The following is a 16713-nucleotide window of genomic DNA, read 5'->3' as shown; positions in this document are numbered from 1 at the left end:
AACAGTAGTAATGCAACGCATCCTATTTAGTCGTTATAATATTGCTATTGATGCTATTGATGCTATTGATGCTATTGATGCTATTGATGCTATTGATGCTATTGATGCTATTGATGTTATTGATGCTATTGATGTTATTGATGCTTTTTATGTTAATTGTCATTTTTTAAATCATTAACGACTAAGTCTAGTGCTTGCATCAGTTGTAATGATTGAGTTGCATCGATGCTATCAAACTTACAGCGAATTTCATTTGGTATATGTGCCGCTTTTAGTTTTAATGCTTGTCCTTCATTAGTAAGTTGGATGTGACGTTTACGTTTGTCTTGTTCACCTTTAACCACTGCAAGTAGCTTTTTATCTGTCATTTTCTTTAAAATTTGCGTCAAAGCACTGCCATCAATTGCTGTTTTTTCAATAAGTTCTGCGATAGTTATCTGATCTTTTTCCCATAGTGCCATCATCACAACATACTGAGGGTAAGTTAAGTTAATCTCAGCTAATGGCGAACGGTAGGCTCGAGCAATGCTGTTGGAAGCCATGTATAAACGGTGGCATAACTGATTTTTTAGCTTTAATTGTTCAAATGGCATCACAATACCCCTGTATGTATTTTTATATTTATTTTTATTCTTTATTTTAATTTGCATGCAAAATATTTGCAATTGCTATTTATCTTGGTTAATATTGTTTTGCATGCAAAATAAATTACCTAATTAATATAAACTTTGGAGTTCACTATGAATGTATTACAAGAAATCGCATACACAGCTAAAGCGACAGCAACAGGTGGCCGTGAAGGTGTTGCTAAATCCGATGATGCTCGTTTAGATATTAAATTATCAACACCCAAAAACTTAGGTGGTGATGATGGGCAGGGAACCAACCCAGAACAATTATTTGCGGCGGGTTATGCTGCTTGTTTTATTGGTGCATTAAAACATGTTGCAGCGGCTGAAAAAGTAAAACTTTCAAGTGATATCTACATTAATTCTGAAGTTGCTATTGGTCCCATTGAAGGTGGTTTTGGGATAGCTGTTAAACTTGCTGTATCACTGGGTGATATGGATAAAGCACAGGCACAGGCTTTAGTCGAAAAAGCTGATTTAGTTTGCCCATATTCAAATGCAACACGTGGTAATATTGCTAAAGAACTGACAGTTATTTAATTCCATTAGCTCTGTACTTTAGTGAATTCAGTCTTTCGCGGGTAAGTAAAATACTGAATTATTTACAGAATATAAAATAACTACAATAATAAGAGAGCTGTAATGACATTACAGCTCTTTTATTTTAAAAGCTAAAACTCAGTAATAAGTTATGCTATTACACAAACTTTAGGGCCGAGTCCAAGGGAAAGGGCCTTAACAATCAAAATGTTTTTTATACTTTTTTAGCTTTTACTTGGCAACCGTTAAATTTAAATTACCTTCATCTTATTGGATTAAGATGATCATTACCGTTATTGCAATTTAAACTTTTTCACCAATGCATCTAATTGTGTATTAGCAGATGCCAACGTTTGTGTACTATCCACTGTTGCTTGGCCATTTTTAGTTAGTTCTTGTACCATTTCATTTATGTTGGTCATATTTCGACTCACTTCTTCAGTGACACTACTTTGTTCTTCAGAAGCCGTTGCAATCTGCGTACTTAAATCGTTAATTTGAATAATAAAATTAGTCATATTATCCAAGCTATCGGTAACTCGAGCTGTGTTTTCTGCTGCACGTTGACAACTTGATCTTGTGGCATCCATTGTAGACACTGCATTGCTTGCATCACTACTTAATGTATTCAATATTTGATTAATTTCCGCGGTGCTGGTTTGGGTACGCGCAGCAAGTGAACGAACTTCATCCGCTACTACAGAAAAGCCTCTACCTTGCTCACCTGCTCGAGCCGCTTCTATTGCCGCATTTAGAGCTAATAAATTAGTTTGGTCTGCTATATCACCAATAACACTCAATGCTTTAATAATTTCTTGCGTATTATTACTCATGGTATTAATGCTTGCGGATGCCGAGTCAACTTCATCTACTAACGCTAAAACACTGTTCGATGCTTCGCTCACAATCGTTTTTGATAAAATGGCTTCATCATTTGCTTGTTGAGTATTAAACGCAGTATCTGCTGCATTTTGAGCAACAGTTTCGGATGTGCTACTCATTTCTGTTATTGCGCTAACAACTTGTTCTGTTTCGCTCGCATGTGCAATTAAAGCGCTATTTGCCTGCATCGATTGTTGATTAAGTTGTTCAGTGCTGGTCGTTATATGTACTGATGCCTGTGAAATATCAAGCATCATAGATTGTAAGTATATAATAAAGTTGTTTACCGAATGACTAATATCACCTAACTCATCATCGTTAGTAATAGTAAGGCGTGATGTTAAATCTGCTTCACCAGTTGATAAAGTATCAATACGTTCTTTTAAAGAGTATAGGTTTTTAACAATCGCTGTAATGATCCAAATAATGAGTATGAGCGATACTATGATTAATACTGCAGAAGAAGTGATCATTGAGGCTACTTGGTCATCAAAAATATGCCGAGTGGCGTCTGTTAAATTGTCTTGAACTGCAATAATATCGTTCTCATAAGCTCCGGTAGAAAGTATCCAGCCCCACTCTGGGAATATTTTTCGGCTATAAGCTATTTTATTTTCACTTTTTTTGGTGACCGGGTTTTCATAAACGATGTCAACCGTTGACTCTTGTTTTCCTTGAATGTGTTTGGCTATCAATTGAGTACTGTCGGTTTTAGTGCCAATAATATCCGTTTTAGGATGAGCAATAATGGTTCCATCTTCATCTTGAATCCAAAAATAGCCATTAAGCCCATATTTAGCGACATTAACTGCATTTATAGCGGCTTCAATATTTTCTTTTCTCAGTGTGCTAACGTATTCTCCACTGGCTATCACTAAATTTAATGGTTTGAAATAAAATGAAGCGGTCATTTTCTCTTCGATGGTTTGTGTGGTTGGATTTAAAAAAGAGTACTCACTAAACCCTATATCTTCTTTTTGCGCTGCAGCAATAACATCTCTTACAAAAAATTTACCTTTAGCATCGACTTTTTCGTAACCACTTTTTCCGACTTCACTAATATCGCTACCATAAGCTTTGCTGATCACAGTGGTCGCATCATAGGCAAATAAATAGCGTCCATTATTCCAGCGATGCTGTTGTAGAAAAGCATAAATACTCATTTCAGCTTCCCAATATGAACCACTCTTTTCATAAATATTTGTGATAGTACTTCTAAACTCAGACATTTCAGTGGCCAAGTTTTTCTTTATATTTTCAATTTTAGAAGATTCATAATAATCAGAAATGGCGAACGCGATGGTATCAACTTGACCTCTGAGGTTTTGATCAAGTATTTCATCTAGTTGTACTTGAACATTTTCTTTTTCTTTTTCAAGGACAATATTTTCAGTTTCTATTAGTGAATAGATAAAAAAGGAAGCCATGATGAGCAGAGGTACGCATAAAGTGGTGACCAGTTTTGCTTTGATAGTAAATTTAATTGCCATTGGCACTTCCTAGGATCTGTTGGTTGAAGTAAAAGTTAATTAATTATAGATAGGAAATTAACCTGTGCTTTGCCTGACTACCTCTTTATTGTTATATATCAATAAAACAGTGAGTATTTTAAAAATGTGTGACTTTTAAAATCCTTGGATTCAGATCATAAATGCAGTGAAAAGTTGATTAAAAATTTAAGGGCTTTTGTAAATGAAAGGCTAATTAGTTTTAACTAATAAAAATGTAATAAGCTTCGCTTTAGAAGTAGGGGATTTGTAAGTGGGACTTGTATAAAATTAGCTTAAAAAAATAGGACTCAATGAGTCCTATTTTAGTTTTTTATCGTGTTATTACTTTAATAAGCGTGCTCGAATAGTACCTTCAATCTCTTTTAACTTGTCTAAGGCTGTATCTGCATCTTCACTGTTTACATCAATAACTACATAACCAATGTTTTCATTTGTTTGTAAGTATTGTGCCGCAATGTTGATATTGTTATCAGCAAATGCCAAGTTGATCTTAGTTAGAATACCTGGTTGGTTACGGTGAATGTGTAACAGACGACTTGCATCTTTATGAAGCGGTAAAGATACTTCAGGGAAGTTTTTAGATGACAGTGTAGAACCGTTATCAGAGTACTTCACTAATTTACCTGCTACTTCGTAGCCAATGTTTTCCTGTGCTTCTTGTGTGCTGCCACCAACATGTGGAGTCAAAATAACATTGTCAAATTCACGTAATGGAGATTCAAATTCTTCATTGTTTGATTTTGGCTCAGTAGGGAATACATCCACTGCTGCACCCGATAATTTTTTGCTACGTAATGCATCACATAAAGCAGGGATATCAACCACCGTACCTCGTGCTGCATTCATAAAGATGGCACCATCTTTCATTTGAGCAAATTCATCTGCTCCCATCATGTTTTTAGTTGAATCAACTTCTGGTACGTGCAAGCTAATTACATCAGATTTTTCTAATAGCTCTTTTAAAGTAGCAACTTGAGTTGCATTACCTAATGTCAGTTTGCTTTCAATATCATAGAAAGAAACGTTAAAGCCTAGGCCTTCAGCAAGAATACCAAACTGTGTACCGATATGGCCGTAACCAATAATACCTAAGTTTTTGCCACGTGCTTCGTATGAAGCCGTTGCTGATTTATCCCATTCACCGCGGTGCGCTTTAGCATTACGCTCAGGTACGCCGCGTAATAATAATAAAGCTTGTCCAAGTACTAACTCAGCTACACTGCGAGTGTTTGAGAAAGGAGCATTAAAAACAGCGATCCCTTTTGCTTGTGCTGCGTTTAAATCAACTTGGTTTGTACCAATACAAAAACAACCAATAGCTACTAATTTTTCTGCTGCGTCTAATACTTTTGCAGATAGGTTAGAGCGAGAACGAATACCGATAAAATGTGCATCTTTTATTTTCTCGATTAAGTCTTCTTCACTTAATGACGTTTTAATACTTTCGATGTTGTTGTAACCAGCTTGAGTAAAAGTATCAACTGAACTTTGGTGTAAACCTTCTAGAAGAAGAATTTTAATTTTATCTTTGTTGAGTGAAAACTTGGTCATTGTATTTCCTTGGGCCTTATGGAGGTATGTGGAACAGCAATTTAAAGAATAATTTTAGTGCTCATAAAATAGCAAAAATAGTTGTAATTGTGAATCTGAGACTGTTATTTCGTATATGAAAAATTGAAACAACTTATTACTATTTAGGTCATTACTGCTCTCTGTGTTTATTTATCAGTCAAAGAGATCAATATATTTAACTATTTTATCGTTTTAACGCCACCTTCTGCGCCCACTAAAACAACATTAGCTGCGCGGTTTGCAAATAGACCATTTGTCACTACACCAACGATTGCGTTAATTTGGTTTTCTAATTTCAATGGTTCAGCAATTTTAAGATTATGTACATCTAGAATAACGTTACCGTTATCAGTTACCACGCCTTCACGGTATACAGGATCTCCGCCTAATTTAACTAACTCACGGGCTACATAGCTACGAGCCATCGGAATCACTTCAACGGGTAGCGGGAAAGCACCTAAAATATCAACATTTTTAGTATCATCAACAATACAAATAAACTTTTTAGCAACAGCTGATACAATCTTTTCACGAGTTAGTGCAGCACCGCCACCTTTGATCATGTGATTGTAGGCATTAATTTCATCGGCGCCGTCAACATAGACACTTAACTCAGAGACTTCATTCAAATCAAAAACTTCAATGCCGTAACCTTTTAACTTAGCTGTTGATGCATCTGAGCTAGAGACTGCACCTATGATGTCATTTTTTATGGTTGCTAATGCATCGATAAAATGATTAACCGTTGAACCTGTACCAACACCAATAATGGTATCTTTTTCTACGTATTCTAAGGCAGCATAAGCGGCAGCTTTTTTCTTCTCGTCTTGAGTCATGACTTGTATCCTATTGAGTGAGCAATGTCGTTAAAGTGGCGCGATTATACCCTTAACCGTGCTTTTAATTTAAGCTAAATTTATGAAAAATCGTTAAATACTTAAGGGGGGTTGATCTTTATTGTTGAAATTTTATTCATTGCAAGGCGTTTTGAAGGAGATATGCATAATCAGCGCTAGTGATATAAGTGTATTTTTCAACAAAGTACATGGCGTTTTACGGTCACCTTAGCTCGCTGTAAATACTGTGCTTTCGCTTAGTTATGGGAACATGACATTCCCTAATCACAGTACATAAGCTTAGATCACATAGAGTCTGTTTTGGCTAAAACCTGCAGATCATCGCGATAATAAATTTAAAAGATCAACCATTCTTTGGGTTATTCAAAATAGAAGTGTTGACTCGGTGTGATCACCTCGGGCAAAGGGACATCCCATTCTTGAATTGGTAGGGCATTTATATATTGGCAATCATGAGCCAACCCAATGGGGTAGGGGCCGGTTTTTTGAGTAAACCAAGGCGCTAATAATCTGTCGTAATAACCTCCTCCCATACCTATTCTGTTACCTTGTTGATCAAACGCAACTAACGGGGTTAGCACCAAGTCTAAGGATTGTGCTGGGCATGTCTGTTCAATGTTTTTTGTTGTATGCGTGAATTTAGGTTCGGCAATCCCATAGCGGTTGATGATCATTTCAGTATTTTTATGATACGCGAGAAATAATAGCTGCCCCGTTTTAGTTGGATGCACAACAGGTAAATACACTTGTTTTTGTTGCTGCCAACACCAATCAATAAAAGGATTGAGATCTATTTCACCGTCATAGGCTAAAGTCACTGATACATGTTGTGCCTGTTGTACTTTGGGGTGTTGTTTTAAGGTTTGTAATAATTGACAAGATGCTTGTTGTTGTTCATTGCAGGACAAAGCCTTACGTGCACTTCGTACTTGTTGTCGAATGGTATTGCGCTGTGTAGAAATAGTATTAGCCATTATTTTATTTCTGCTTAGTTATAACGATGATTTTAAAAGTATATCTTAAGATTAACTTAAAATAAGCAGGTTAAACAAAATAAGAGAAGTCAAAGGAGTGGTTGAAACTAAACTGGTTAACTCTAGAAATAGATAATAGGAATAGATTTAAGGGATAGAAATAACGGGATGTAACATAAATGATAATAAGAAATTGAAGTTAACCCAAGGATACCGCTTTTGACTGTGACCTTGAACCCGAAGGTCAAGGTTGGTGTACTCGTGTCTACCGCAGGTTTCTCGATACAAGTCGAGCTTACACAATAGTATCCAAACAAATTCACCAGGGTAATGCTTATCGGCTCAGGGACTTAGTCAAGATTAACGGGTACCCGAGGGTTAAATAAACTGTACATACATTTAATCGTTTTTAAAAGGGGTTTTGGCAAAAAATAAGAACTTTTGCATTGAATGATGAATTTTTAATCGTAATTGCAAAGTCAATCAAAGACAGTATGAGTGATTGTAATTAGTAATATTAAAGGGATATAAAAATATAAGGTTGTTCAATAAATAAAGCAGAAAATAAAATGTTAGTCTTTTAATAAAGCAGTGTTATCTAATGCACCGTTAATGGCATCTTGTAATTGTTGAATACGTTTATTTAATTGCTCGGTCTGCGCTTGATTTTCTTCTTTTAATGTATTCAGTTGATGGCGATAATTTAATGCTGCCATTACAACCAGTTGATCGCTTCTTAAAGTGCGTGCCGAGGTTCTCATTTCTTTTAAATGTTCATTAACTTGTGCAACAGAGCCTAATAAACTTTCTTGCTCACCTTCTGGGCAGCTGATTTTGTATTGTTGGCCTAAAATAGTAATATCAAGATGTGCCATAAAAGCCCCCGTTAGTGTTGCAAATTAAGGGAACAGTGAACCTCCCTAAAAAAATGTCATATAATGGGCGAACTATATCGACCTAGCTATCAAGTTTCAAGTACTTAGTGGCGACGAGATCCTGTGGATGATAGAATATAGCAATTATCTTTTATTGATTAAGAGTGTCCTTATGAATTCAGCTGTACTACCAAGTTTTGAAAAAATTTCGCAAGCCCTTGAAGGTGCTGAGTTATTCACCAATGCTGCCGAAACTCACGGAGTCTTATCTGGCTTTGTTTGCGGTGGAATTGCCCTTGATGATAAAAGTTGGCAACCATTATTTAATGATGTTGTTAATGAGGGAATGGCGTTGCCACAACCAATAAAAAAACTTGTTGCTGATATTTATGCAGAGGTGGTGAAGCAATGTGCTGACGATGGTTTAGGCTTTAACTTATTATTACCTGATGATGAAAAACCTTTAGATGAAAGAGCTGAAGCGATGGCGCAATGGGCACAGGGTTTTTTAGTCGGTTTTGGTATGGTGCAACAGGCACTAAATCAAGCATCGGAAGATGTACAAGAAGTGATTCGAGATATTCGTGATATCTCACAACTATCTTTAGATTTTGAACAAGAAGATGAAGAGTCTGAAATTGCTTTTGCTGAAATTGTTGAGTACCTTCGCGTTAGCGCTATGTTATGTTTTAATACATTTTCCCGTAACATGGCAACGCCTATTTCTAATACCCTTCACTAAACTGAGAGCACATGACTGAATTTAATACTCGCCGACATTTATTCTCTAATAGTATGCTGGACAACAGTATGGCTATTTTCCCTGCTAATGAAGAATTGATCCGAAGTAACGATACCGAATTTCGTTTTCGTCAAAATAGTGATTTTTATTACCTGACTGGATTTAATGAGCCGGAAGCATGCTTGTTATTGATCAAAAGAAAAGGGTTAATTAGCAGTGTGTTATTTAACCGCAGAAAAGATAAAACGGCAGAAATTTGGCATGGTTATCGATTAGGTCAAGCGGCTGCCGTTACTGAATTGTCGATGGATCAAGCCTTTGCTATTGATGAGTTAGAAGTGATTCTAGCGGATTTATTAACCGGCATCGAGACAGTATATTATCCGGTATTAAGTGGTTTAAGTTTAGATACTCGCTTGCAAACTATTCTCAATAAGTTACGTAATAAAACACGTAGTGGTTTAATTGCAACCAATCAGTTTTTAAATTGGCAACCGCAGTTACATGAAATGCGCTTATTCAAAAGTGATGCTGAAAAAGAGTTAATGCGTAAAGCAGGGGAGATCTCTGCACTTGGCCACGTACGAGCAATGCAACAGTGTAAACCGGGTATGTGGGAATTCCAATTGCAATTAGAAGTTGAATATGAATTCGCAAGGCAGGGGACGCGTGATATTGCCTATAACAGTATTGTTGCTGGTGGTAATAATGCCTGTATTTTGCATTACACCGAAAATGATAAGCAACTAAAGGATGGTGACTTAGTGCTGATTGATGCGGGTGCTGAATATCAAGGTTATGCTGGCGATATTACACGTACTTTTCCTGTTAATGGTCGCTTTACTGAAGAGCAAGCGACTATTTACCAATTAGTCCTAGATTGTCAGTTATTTGCACTTGAGCAAGTGAAACCGAATATCAGTGTTTTAGCGATCAATAAATTGGTTGTACGTAAAATGTGTGAAGGTTTATTAGCTTTGGGTATTTTGCAAGGTGACCTTGAAACTCTGATCCAGGAAGAAAAATATAAAGACTTTTATATGCATGGTTTAGGCCACTTTATTGGTTTAGATGTGCACGATGTCGGGAATTCTGGCAGTATCGAAATACCGCGCCTCTTAGAAAAAGGCATGGCGATCACCATTGAACCTGGGCTTTATATTAGTAATGATGCAGATGTTGAAGATCGTTGGAAAGGTATTGGTGTTCGTATTGAAGATGATGTCATTGTTACCGACACTGGATGCGAAATTTTGACTTCGGCAGTGCCAAAAAGCATTCAAGATATTGAAGCATTGATGCATGGTTAAAAACAACATTACTACGGTTGACACTGTTTCAGATGAGCGATGTGATAACGTTAGTTATGACATCGTCATTGTAGGTGCTGGTCTATCTGGCTCATTATTAGCGTTATCTTTGTTGAAGCAAAATGATCAACTTAAGGTGTTATTGTTAGATGAAAACGAGCAGCGTGTTGAAAGGGACCTGTCTCTAGCGACTAAAACATTATCTGACAAGCAACGTAACCCTAGCTTCGATGCGCGTTGTATTGCTTTGAACGCTGGGTCGGTTGATATTTTAGACTCGCTAGCATTATGGTCTGATATTAAAATTAATGCACAAGCCATCGACAAAATCCAAGTATCAGATAAAGGCTACTTTGGAGCCTTAGGTTTAATGCCGAATAATAAAGGCGAAACTTTTGGCTATGTTGTTGAGCTGCAACATGTTGGGAAAGTTCTGGCAAGAGCATTAGGCGCTTTTCCATCGCTAACGACACGATATAATGTAAAGCTCAAACATTTTCAACAAGGTATTGATGCAATTAGTTGTGAACTCAGTGATGGTCAGCATATTGATGCAAGATTATGTGTGGGCGCCGATGGCAGTGAAAGCCAAGTCAGGGAACTAGCTAAAATAGACACACAGCGCTATAGCTATGACCGTAGTGCCATTATCTGTAATGTTCGTTGTTCTAAACCACATCAAAATATTGCCTATGAGCGATTTTGTAAAAGCGGTCCTATTGCTTTATTACCGTTAACTGCAGGCCGCTATTCATTAGTGTATTGCGTTGAGCATCAGCAAGCCGCGCAAATTGCAGAATTACCGGATCGCTTGTTTCTTGCTCAATTACAGCAACATTTCGGTTTTCGTGCAGGTATATTTGAAGAAACAGGAAAGCGAGATATTTATCCGTTAAGCTTAGTAAAAACAACTAAGCCGGTTGCTCATCGCGTTTTATGTATTGGTAATGCGGCGCATAGTCTACACCCTGTTGCAGGGCAAGGCTTCAATTTGGGGTTACGTGATTTATTTGTTTTAGCGAAGGTGATCACTCAATCTGAAGTACAACATATTGGCTCATTTTCAATGTTAAATACTTATTGGCAATGTCGCGCTAAAGATCATCATCGCACAATTTTGATGACAGATAGTTTAGTGAGAATATTCAGTAATCAATATCCATTATTGAGCATTCCTCGTAATATTGGTTTGCAAGCAATGAGCTGTTTCCCTTTTTTATCAGAACCCATTATCGAACAAGCCAAAGGCCAGTTTGATTTGTTCAACAGTGAGAATTTATCATGATGCAGTCTTACGATGTCACCATTGTCGGTGGCGGAATGGTTGGATTAACATTAGCCAAATGTTTAGCTAAAAGTCATTTATCTATTGCTATCATTGAAGCTAATGAAACAGTGGCGTTAAGTGATACCCCTGAAAGTAGGGTCAGTGCGATTAGCTTTGCTAGCAAAACCCTGTTTGATAATTTAGGTATTTGGCCATTACTAAAAGCACAACGTATTACGCCGTACCATACGATGCAAGTATGGGAAAAAGATAGCTTTGGTAAAATTGACTTTGATGCCAAACAAGTTGACCAAAAAGACTTAGGGTACATTGTAGAGAATAAAAATTTACAGCAAGCTTTACAACAGAGTGTACAACAACAGCAAAATGTCACTTTTTTCTGTCCCGATTCACTACAAAGTATGGCTATCGGAGAGGGGGAAGCTTGGTTAACATTAAACAGTGGCAAACAACTGACATCAAAGTTAGTGGTAGCTGCCGATGGTGCTAATTCATGGGTAAGAACGCAGCTTAATATTCCTTTAACACAATGGGATTATGAGCATCATGCTATTGTTGCTACGATAAAAACCGTTGAAAATCACCAAGCTTGTGCTCGTCAAATATTTACCCCGCAAGGACCACTCGCCTTTTTGCCTTTATACCAGCAACATCTTAGTTCTATCGTATGGTCTTTGCCGCCTGAAAAAGCAAAAGCTTTACTGGCTTTAGATGATCAAACCTTCAATCAGCATCTAACTCGTACCTTTGACAATTGTCTAGGCCCCTGCGAAGTACAAGGCCAACGTCAAAGCATTGCTTTAAGCATGCGTTATGCTCGAGATTTTGCAAAACATCGTGTCGCTTTAATTGGCGATGCTGCGCATACTATTCATCCTTTAGCTGGTCAGGGAGTGAACCTAGGTTTACTTGATGCCGCGTGTTTAGGGCAAGAATTAATCAAACATACGGCATTAGGTAATGATATTGGTTTATACCCTCACTTGCGTCATTTTGAACGTTGGCGTAAAGCCGAAGCGATCCAAATGATTGCTTCCATGGAAGGTTTGAAACAATTATTTAATGGTGCAAATCCTGTGCAAAAATTGGTGAGGGACGTCGCATTATTAATGGCCAGTAATATAGCACCATTGAAAAAACAATTTATAAAACAAGCGATGGGATTAAATGGCGATAGACCTGATTTGTGTTTAATAAAAACAGGTGTCGAATAAGTTAACCCGATAGAGGTTTTAATTAGCCTTAGCTGTTTTTTGGCATTTTCCCAGAGAACAGGTATATTAGCGATAATTTTACTTACGCCTTTAATGCGAGTGCGGTGATTTTCTATCATTACTACCCTCATTAAAGGTTTCAAATACCATAAGAGCGAAAAAATATGATCATTAAACCTAAGATTCGTGGCTTTATTTGTACTACTACACACCCAACCGGTTGTGAAAAAAACATCCAAGCACAAATTGAATACACAAAAGCACAAGGCAAAATTGAAAAAGGTCCTAAACGTGTATTAGTGATTGGTTCTTCTGCTGGTTACGGCATGTCTTCTCGTATTGCAGCTGCATATGGAAGTGATGCTTCAACAATTGGTGTGTTTTTTGAAAAACCTGCAACAGATCGTAAAACGGGTTCTGCAGGTTGGTACAACAGTGCTGCATTTGAAAAACAAGCTAAAGAAGATGGTCTATACGCTAAAAGCGTTAATGGCGATGCATTCTCTAACGAAACAAAGCAACTTGTTATCGATACAATCAAAACTGACTTAGGTCAAATTGATGCAATCATCTATTCTGTTGCTGCGCCTGTGCGTAAATTACCTGATACGGGCGAAGTTATTCGTTCAAGCCTAAAACCAATTGGTGAAACTTACACTTCAACTGCTATTGATACTAACAAAGACGTGATCATTGAAGCATCAGTAGAGCCTGCAACTGAAGAAGAAGTTGCTAATACTGTTACCGTTATGGGTGGACAAGATTGGGAGCTTTGGATCAATGCACTAGCAGATGCGGGTGTGTTAGCTGAAGGTGTTAAAACCGTTGCTTACTCTTACATCGGCACTGAATTAACATGGCCTATCTACTGGAATGGCGCATTAGGTAAAGCGAAATTAGATTTAGATCGTGCATCTACCGCTATTCAATCTCAATTAGCTGCTTTAAATGGTGAAGCTTATGTTTCAGTACAAAAAAGTGTTGTGACACAAGCAAGCTCAGCTATCCCTGTTATGCCTTTATACCTTTCAATGGTCTTTAGAATCATGAAAGAAAAAGGTTTACACGAAGGTTGTATGGAACAAATTCACCGTCTGTTTACTACACAGTTATTTAAAGCTGATGGCTCAGCTCCTACAACAGATGAAGCACGTCGTTTACGTCTTGATGATTGGGAGTTACGTGATGATGTTCAACAAGCCTGTACAGAACTATGGCCTCAAATTACCACTGAAAATCTGTTTGAACTAACAGACTACCAAGATTATAAAGATGAATTTTTACAATTATTTGGTTTTGGTATCGACGGTGTTGATTATGATGCTGAAGTTGAACCTTTAGTTGAGTTTGATTGTTTATAATTTCTTATTCATTTGAATGAGTGTATTTAAGTAGTCTACTATACCCGCCGAGAGCGGGTATTTTTTTGCCTCAACTTTTGCCACAATATGTCAATCCGTTTCAATTACGTTACTTTTTCCTTATTGTTTACGCTTGGGCTTACTTTTTTTGTTGCAACTTCATGATAAATAATTAGACTTACATAAATCGGTATGTAGCGCAGTTTGGTAGCGCACTGGCATGGGGTGTCAGGGGTCGGAGGTTCGAATCCTCCCATACCGACCATTTCTTCATTTATTATTTCTCCTCCTACACTAAGGAATTTTCATGTCCCGTTTTGCATTGCCAGAGTCTCAATTGTTAAAAGAACTCAAAAACGTATTTGAAGTACAAAGTGCGGCAATTACTACACATAGTAAACAGGTCGGCGAAGCGTATCTTCAAGCGTTGGCTTTAATGAAAAACTGTACTGGACGTGTGATTGTTTCTGGAATGGGAAAATCAGGCCATATCGGTACTAAAATAGCAGCTACACTTGCCTCTGTTGGAACGCCTTCTTTTTTTATGCATCCCGGTGAAGCTTTTCACGGTGATTTAGGCATGGTAACAAAAGAAGATGTATTACTATTAATTTCATATAGTGGCGAAACAGATGAGATACTAAAAATAATTCCATCGCTGCAACACTTTGGTAATAAAATCATCTCAATTACCGGTGGCACAACATCGACACTTGCTAAAAACTCTCATGTTGTACTCGATGCAAGCGTAGAAAAAGAAACCTGCCCTAATAACCTAGCACCAAGCACTTCTACTACCTTGACCTTAGTGATCGGTGACGCACTTGCGAATACGCTCACGTTAGAAAAAGACTTTAGTCCAATGGATTTTGCTCGCTTTCATCCTGGCGGTAGCTTAGGTAAGCGTTTATTAACTTTTGTTCGCGATGAAATGCGCAGTGATAACTTACCGGTTGTAAGTGCTGATACGTCAGTGACTGATGTGTTAATGGTGATGACTGAAACTCGTACCGGTTTAGCTTTGGTGTTAGAAGATGGCAATTTACAGGGTGTGATCACTGATGGTGATGTTCGTCGTTTCTTAATTGCAGGTGAAAGTATTGTTGATAGCCAAGCTGAACATTTAATGAATCCTACACCACGTTTAATTTCTGCTTCAGCGCGTCTAACTGAAGCTGAAGAATTAATGCGCGAAAAACATATAAAATGGTTAGTGGTAAGTGAAGATGGTAAAAAAGTAGATGGCATTATCGAGTGGGGACAATAACCAAAGATATTGCCTAAGCAAAAAGCTTAACTTATTAAAATATGCTCCATTAAAAGTCACTACGGTGACTTTTTTATTATTGGCTGCGGCTTATTCTGCACAGAGATAAACTTACCCTAAGAGATCAACCATCCTAGATACTGTTATTTGCCTTATTTAAGAAAGTAATCTCTCTCCCTATCTTATTAATTTTATTTAACATGCTGAAAAATAAACTCTTTTTAAACTTTTATCTATGTTGTTTGGGCTGTTTAGAAACTATTTTCTATTTCATGTAATAACTAATTGCGAATAATTTCTTATACTTAGCAGCAAGTAAAGGAAGTAGCATCGTTGCAGTGGAACTGTTTACAGGGATAAGGAACCGCCAAAGGATTGGCAAGGGGAGTTGCTTAGGAAAGCATTGTCATGGAGCCACAAGGATGCGGTCAATCTCAACGGAATGAAGTGAAGACGACAAAAAAGGGTGAGCATTTATAATGCTCACCCTTTTTTATTCGCCATTTTTTAAAAATGTGCAGTGATAGAAAGCGTGTTTATAAAAGGCGTGCTTTTAATTGCCACATTTTAAATACACCAAAAAAGAAAATTTCAAAAGCTTCTTTTTTGGTTAACTTTAGCTTTTCAGCAAATGCTCCATAAATAACTAACAATTGGATCGCATGCATTACAATCACAAAGGCTAATAAAAAGTAAAAGGCCATTGCAGCTTTTCCGGGGAATGGAAAAAATAAATTAGCAATCAACAAGGTCCAAATAATGATCATTAAAAACTTTGCAAAGGGAATAAAGTAAGCCATTTTTTAACCTCTTGAAAATAATTGATAACGAACTTGGCCCGATGTTTTTTCTTTCAATAGTTGCCAGTTATCAGGAATTTGTAACGTGTTTAAGCTACTTTCAACTTCCACATAAATAAGACATCCATTGGCTAAATATCCATTTGCTTCTAATTGTTCTATACAAGGTTGAGTTAAGCCTAGATTAAATGGAGGATCGATAAAAACCACATCGTAGTTTTGAGTCGCCGTTTGGTGCAGGTATTTTAATGAATCACCTTGAATAATTTGCGCATTTTCCACGTTTAAGGAAGTCAAGTTAATTTGTAGCTGCTTAGCTACTTGTTTATCAAGCTCTAAGAAAGTACAGAATTGACAATAACGAGACAACGCTTCGAAACCTAAACTGCCACTTCCACTAAAACAATCTAAACAATTTGCATCTCGAATATCATGCATTAACCAATTGAAAAGAGTTTCTTTTGTGCGATCCGTTGTTGGTCGTAATCCTTGTTTATCTTTAACGGTAAGCTTTTTTCCTCGCCATTGACCAGAGATTAAGCGGATAAATCCGTCACTCATTGATTTTCTATTGTTTTCTTTGGTTAAAGTACGATGATTTTTACTCATATAATTTTTAGTCCGGCAAGCATAGTGTTAATATAGCATTTCAATACGATTGCTATTTTAGCAGGGTAAACAGGTTGTTAGTAAGGTTTTTAATCAATGTCTATAAAGAAAGGATTGTTTTCATGGTTTTCAAAAAAACCAGCTAAGAAAACAGAGCAAGAAGAAAAAGAGCAAGCTGAGCTATTAGCACGTGAACAAGCTGAACTTGAAGCACAAGAGATCGCCGCTGCTGAAGAAGCAAAACGTCAAGCCGAACTAATAGAAAGAGAGCGAGCTGAAAAA

General features: G+C 37.2%; 16 protein-coding genes, 1 tRNA gene, 1 other RNA gene and 1 pseudogene. 10 read left to right on the top strand and 9 right to left on the bottom strand.

Annotated features, from left to right (window positions below):
• Positions 1-10 precede the first annotated feature (10 nt).
• Entirely contained in the window at positions 11-178 is a 168-nt protein-coding gene (locus MT390_RS17970) for a hypothetical protein (RefSeq protein ID WP_499442524.1), read from the top strand.
• Here the strand turns inward: MT390_RS17970 and MT390_RS17965 are convergent.
• Entirely contained in the window at positions 153-593 is a 441-nt protein-coding gene (locus MT390_RS17965) for a MarR family winged helix-turn-helix transcriptional regulator (protein WP_499442522.1), read from the bottom strand. The two genes, MT390_RS17970 and MT390_RS17965, sit on opposite strands and share 26 nt — an antisense overlap.
• Before the next feature lie 147 nt (positions 594-740).
• Between MT390_RS17965 and MT390_RS17960 the strand changes: the two genes are divergently transcribed.
• On the top strand, positions 741-1169 hold the full coding sequence (locus tag MT390_RS17960; RefSeq protein ID WP_299668160.1) for an organic hydroperoxide resistance protein: 429 nt from the start codon (positions 741-743) through the stop codon (positions 1167-1169).
• Positions 1170-1462: 293 nt separating this feature from the next.
• On the opposite strand, the gene MT390_RS17955 is transcribed toward MT390_RS17960, so the two are convergent.
• From MT390_RS17955 to MT390_RS17930, 6 genes are all read right to left on the bottom strand, one after another.
• On the bottom strand, positions 1463-3541 hold the full coding sequence (locus MT390_RS17955) for a methyl-accepting chemotaxis protein (RefSeq protein WP_499442520.1): 2079 nt from the start codon (positions 3539-3541) through the stop codon (positions 1463-1465).
• Between the two features lie 342 nt (positions 3542-3883).
• Complete coding sequence (gene serA / locus MT390_RS17950) at positions 3884-5113, bottom strand: phosphoglycerate dehydrogenase (protein ID WP_499442518.1); 1230 nt, start codon at positions 5111-5113, stop codon at positions 3884-3886.
• A gap of 200 nt (positions 5114-5313) precedes the next feature.
• A complete protein-coding gene (gene rpiA / locus MT390_RS17945; RefSeq protein ID WP_499442516.1) occupies positions 5314-5970 on the bottom strand; it encodes a ribose-5-phosphate isomerase RpiA in 657 nt (218 codons plus the stop codon).
• A 380-nt stretch (positions 5971-6350) separates the two neighbouring features.
• A complete protein-coding gene (locus MT390_RS17940) occupies positions 6351-6965 on the bottom strand; it encodes a 5-formyltetrahydrofolate cyclo-ligase (protein ID WP_499442514.1) in 615 nt (204 codons plus the stop codon).
• Positions 6966-7162: 197 nt separating this feature from the next.
• Positions 7163-7347, bottom strand: a non-coding RNA gene (gene ssrS, locus MT390_RS17935) — 6S RNA.
• Between the two features lie 190 nt (positions 7348-7537).
• Positions 7538-7840, bottom strand: a complete 303-nt coding sequence (locus MT390_RS17930) for a cell division protein ZapA (RefSeq protein WP_166370706.1) — start codon at positions 7838-7840, stop codon at positions 7538-7540.
• 172 nt (positions 7841-8012) lie between these two features.
• On the opposite strand from MT390_RS17930, the gene MT390_RS17925 reads away from it, so the two are divergent.
• The 7 genes from MT390_RS17925 (at position 8013) to MT390_RS17895 (ending at position 15022) form a co-directional block, all read left to right on the top strand.
• Positions 8013-8582, top strand: a complete 570-nt coding sequence (locus tag MT390_RS17925) for a UPF0149 family protein (protein WP_299668178.1) — start codon at positions 8013-8015, stop codon at positions 8580-8582.
• A gap of 11 nt (positions 8583-8593) precedes the next feature.
• Positions 8594-9892: a Xaa-Pro aminopeptidase gene (gene pepP, locus MT390_RS17920; RefSeq protein WP_499442512.1), complete on the top strand. Its 1299-nt coding sequence runs from the start codon at positions 8594-8596 to the stop codon at positions 9890-9892.
• Positions 9885-11177, top strand: a complete 1293-nt coding sequence (gene ubiH / locus MT390_RS17915; RefSeq protein ID WP_499442510.1) for a 2-octaprenyl-6-methoxyphenyl hydroxylase — start codon at positions 9885-9887, stop codon at positions 11175-11177. The genes pepP and ubiH overlap by 8 nt, the downstream gene beginning before the upstream one ends.
• Positions 11174-12394: an FAD-dependent monooxygenase gene (locus MT390_RS17910; protein WP_499442508.1), complete on the top strand. Its 1221-nt coding sequence runs from the start codon at positions 11174-11176 to the stop codon at positions 12392-12394. The genes ubiH and MT390_RS17910 overlap by 4 nt, the downstream gene beginning before the upstream one ends.
• A 164-nt stretch (positions 12395-12558) precedes the next feature.
• Positions 12559-13755, top strand: a complete 1197-nt coding sequence (gene fabV, locus MT390_RS17905; protein WP_499442506.1) for an enoyl-ACP reductase FabV — start codon at positions 12559-12561, stop codon at positions 13753-13755.
• A 188-nt stretch (positions 13756-13943) separates the two neighbouring features.
• Positions 13944-14020, top strand: a tRNA-Pro gene (locus MT390_RS17900).
• A 42-nt stretch (positions 14021-14062) separates the two neighbouring features.
• Positions 14063-15022, top strand: a complete 960-nt coding sequence (locus MT390_RS17895) for a KpsF/GutQ family sugar-phosphate isomerase (RefSeq protein ID WP_166370694.1) — start codon at positions 14063-14065, stop codon at positions 15020-15022.
• 536 nt (positions 15023-15558) lie between these two features.
• Here MT390_RS17895 and MT390_RS17890 read toward each other — a convergent pair.
• Positions 15559-15822 (bottom strand): DUF1145 domain-containing protein, encoded by a 264-nt coding sequence (locus tag MT390_RS17890; RefSeq protein WP_299668196.1) that lies wholly within the window; start codon positions 15820-15822, stop codon positions 15559-15561.
• A 3-nt stretch (positions 15823-15825) separates the two neighbouring features.
• Positions 15826-16431: a 16S rRNA (guanine(966)-N(2))-methyltransferase RsmD gene (gene rsmD, locus MT390_RS17885; protein ID WP_499442503.1), complete on the bottom strand. Its 606-nt coding sequence runs from the start codon at positions 16429-16431 to the stop codon at positions 15826-15828.
• 96 nt (positions 16432-16527) lie between these two features.
• On the opposite strand from rsmD, the pseudogene MT390_RS17880 reads away from it, so the two are divergent.
• Positions 16528-16713, top strand: a pseudogene (locus MT390_RS17880) (signal recognition particle-docking protein FtsY); the annotation flags it as partial.

Origin of the sequence: Vibrio sp. 2-Bac 85, assembly GCF_037546705.1 — a bacterium.
Lineage (GTDB): Bacteria > Pseudomonadota > Gammaproteobacteria > Enterobacterales > Psychromonadaceae > Psychromonas.
This window is presented reverse-complemented; position numbering and strand designations above follow the sequence as displayed.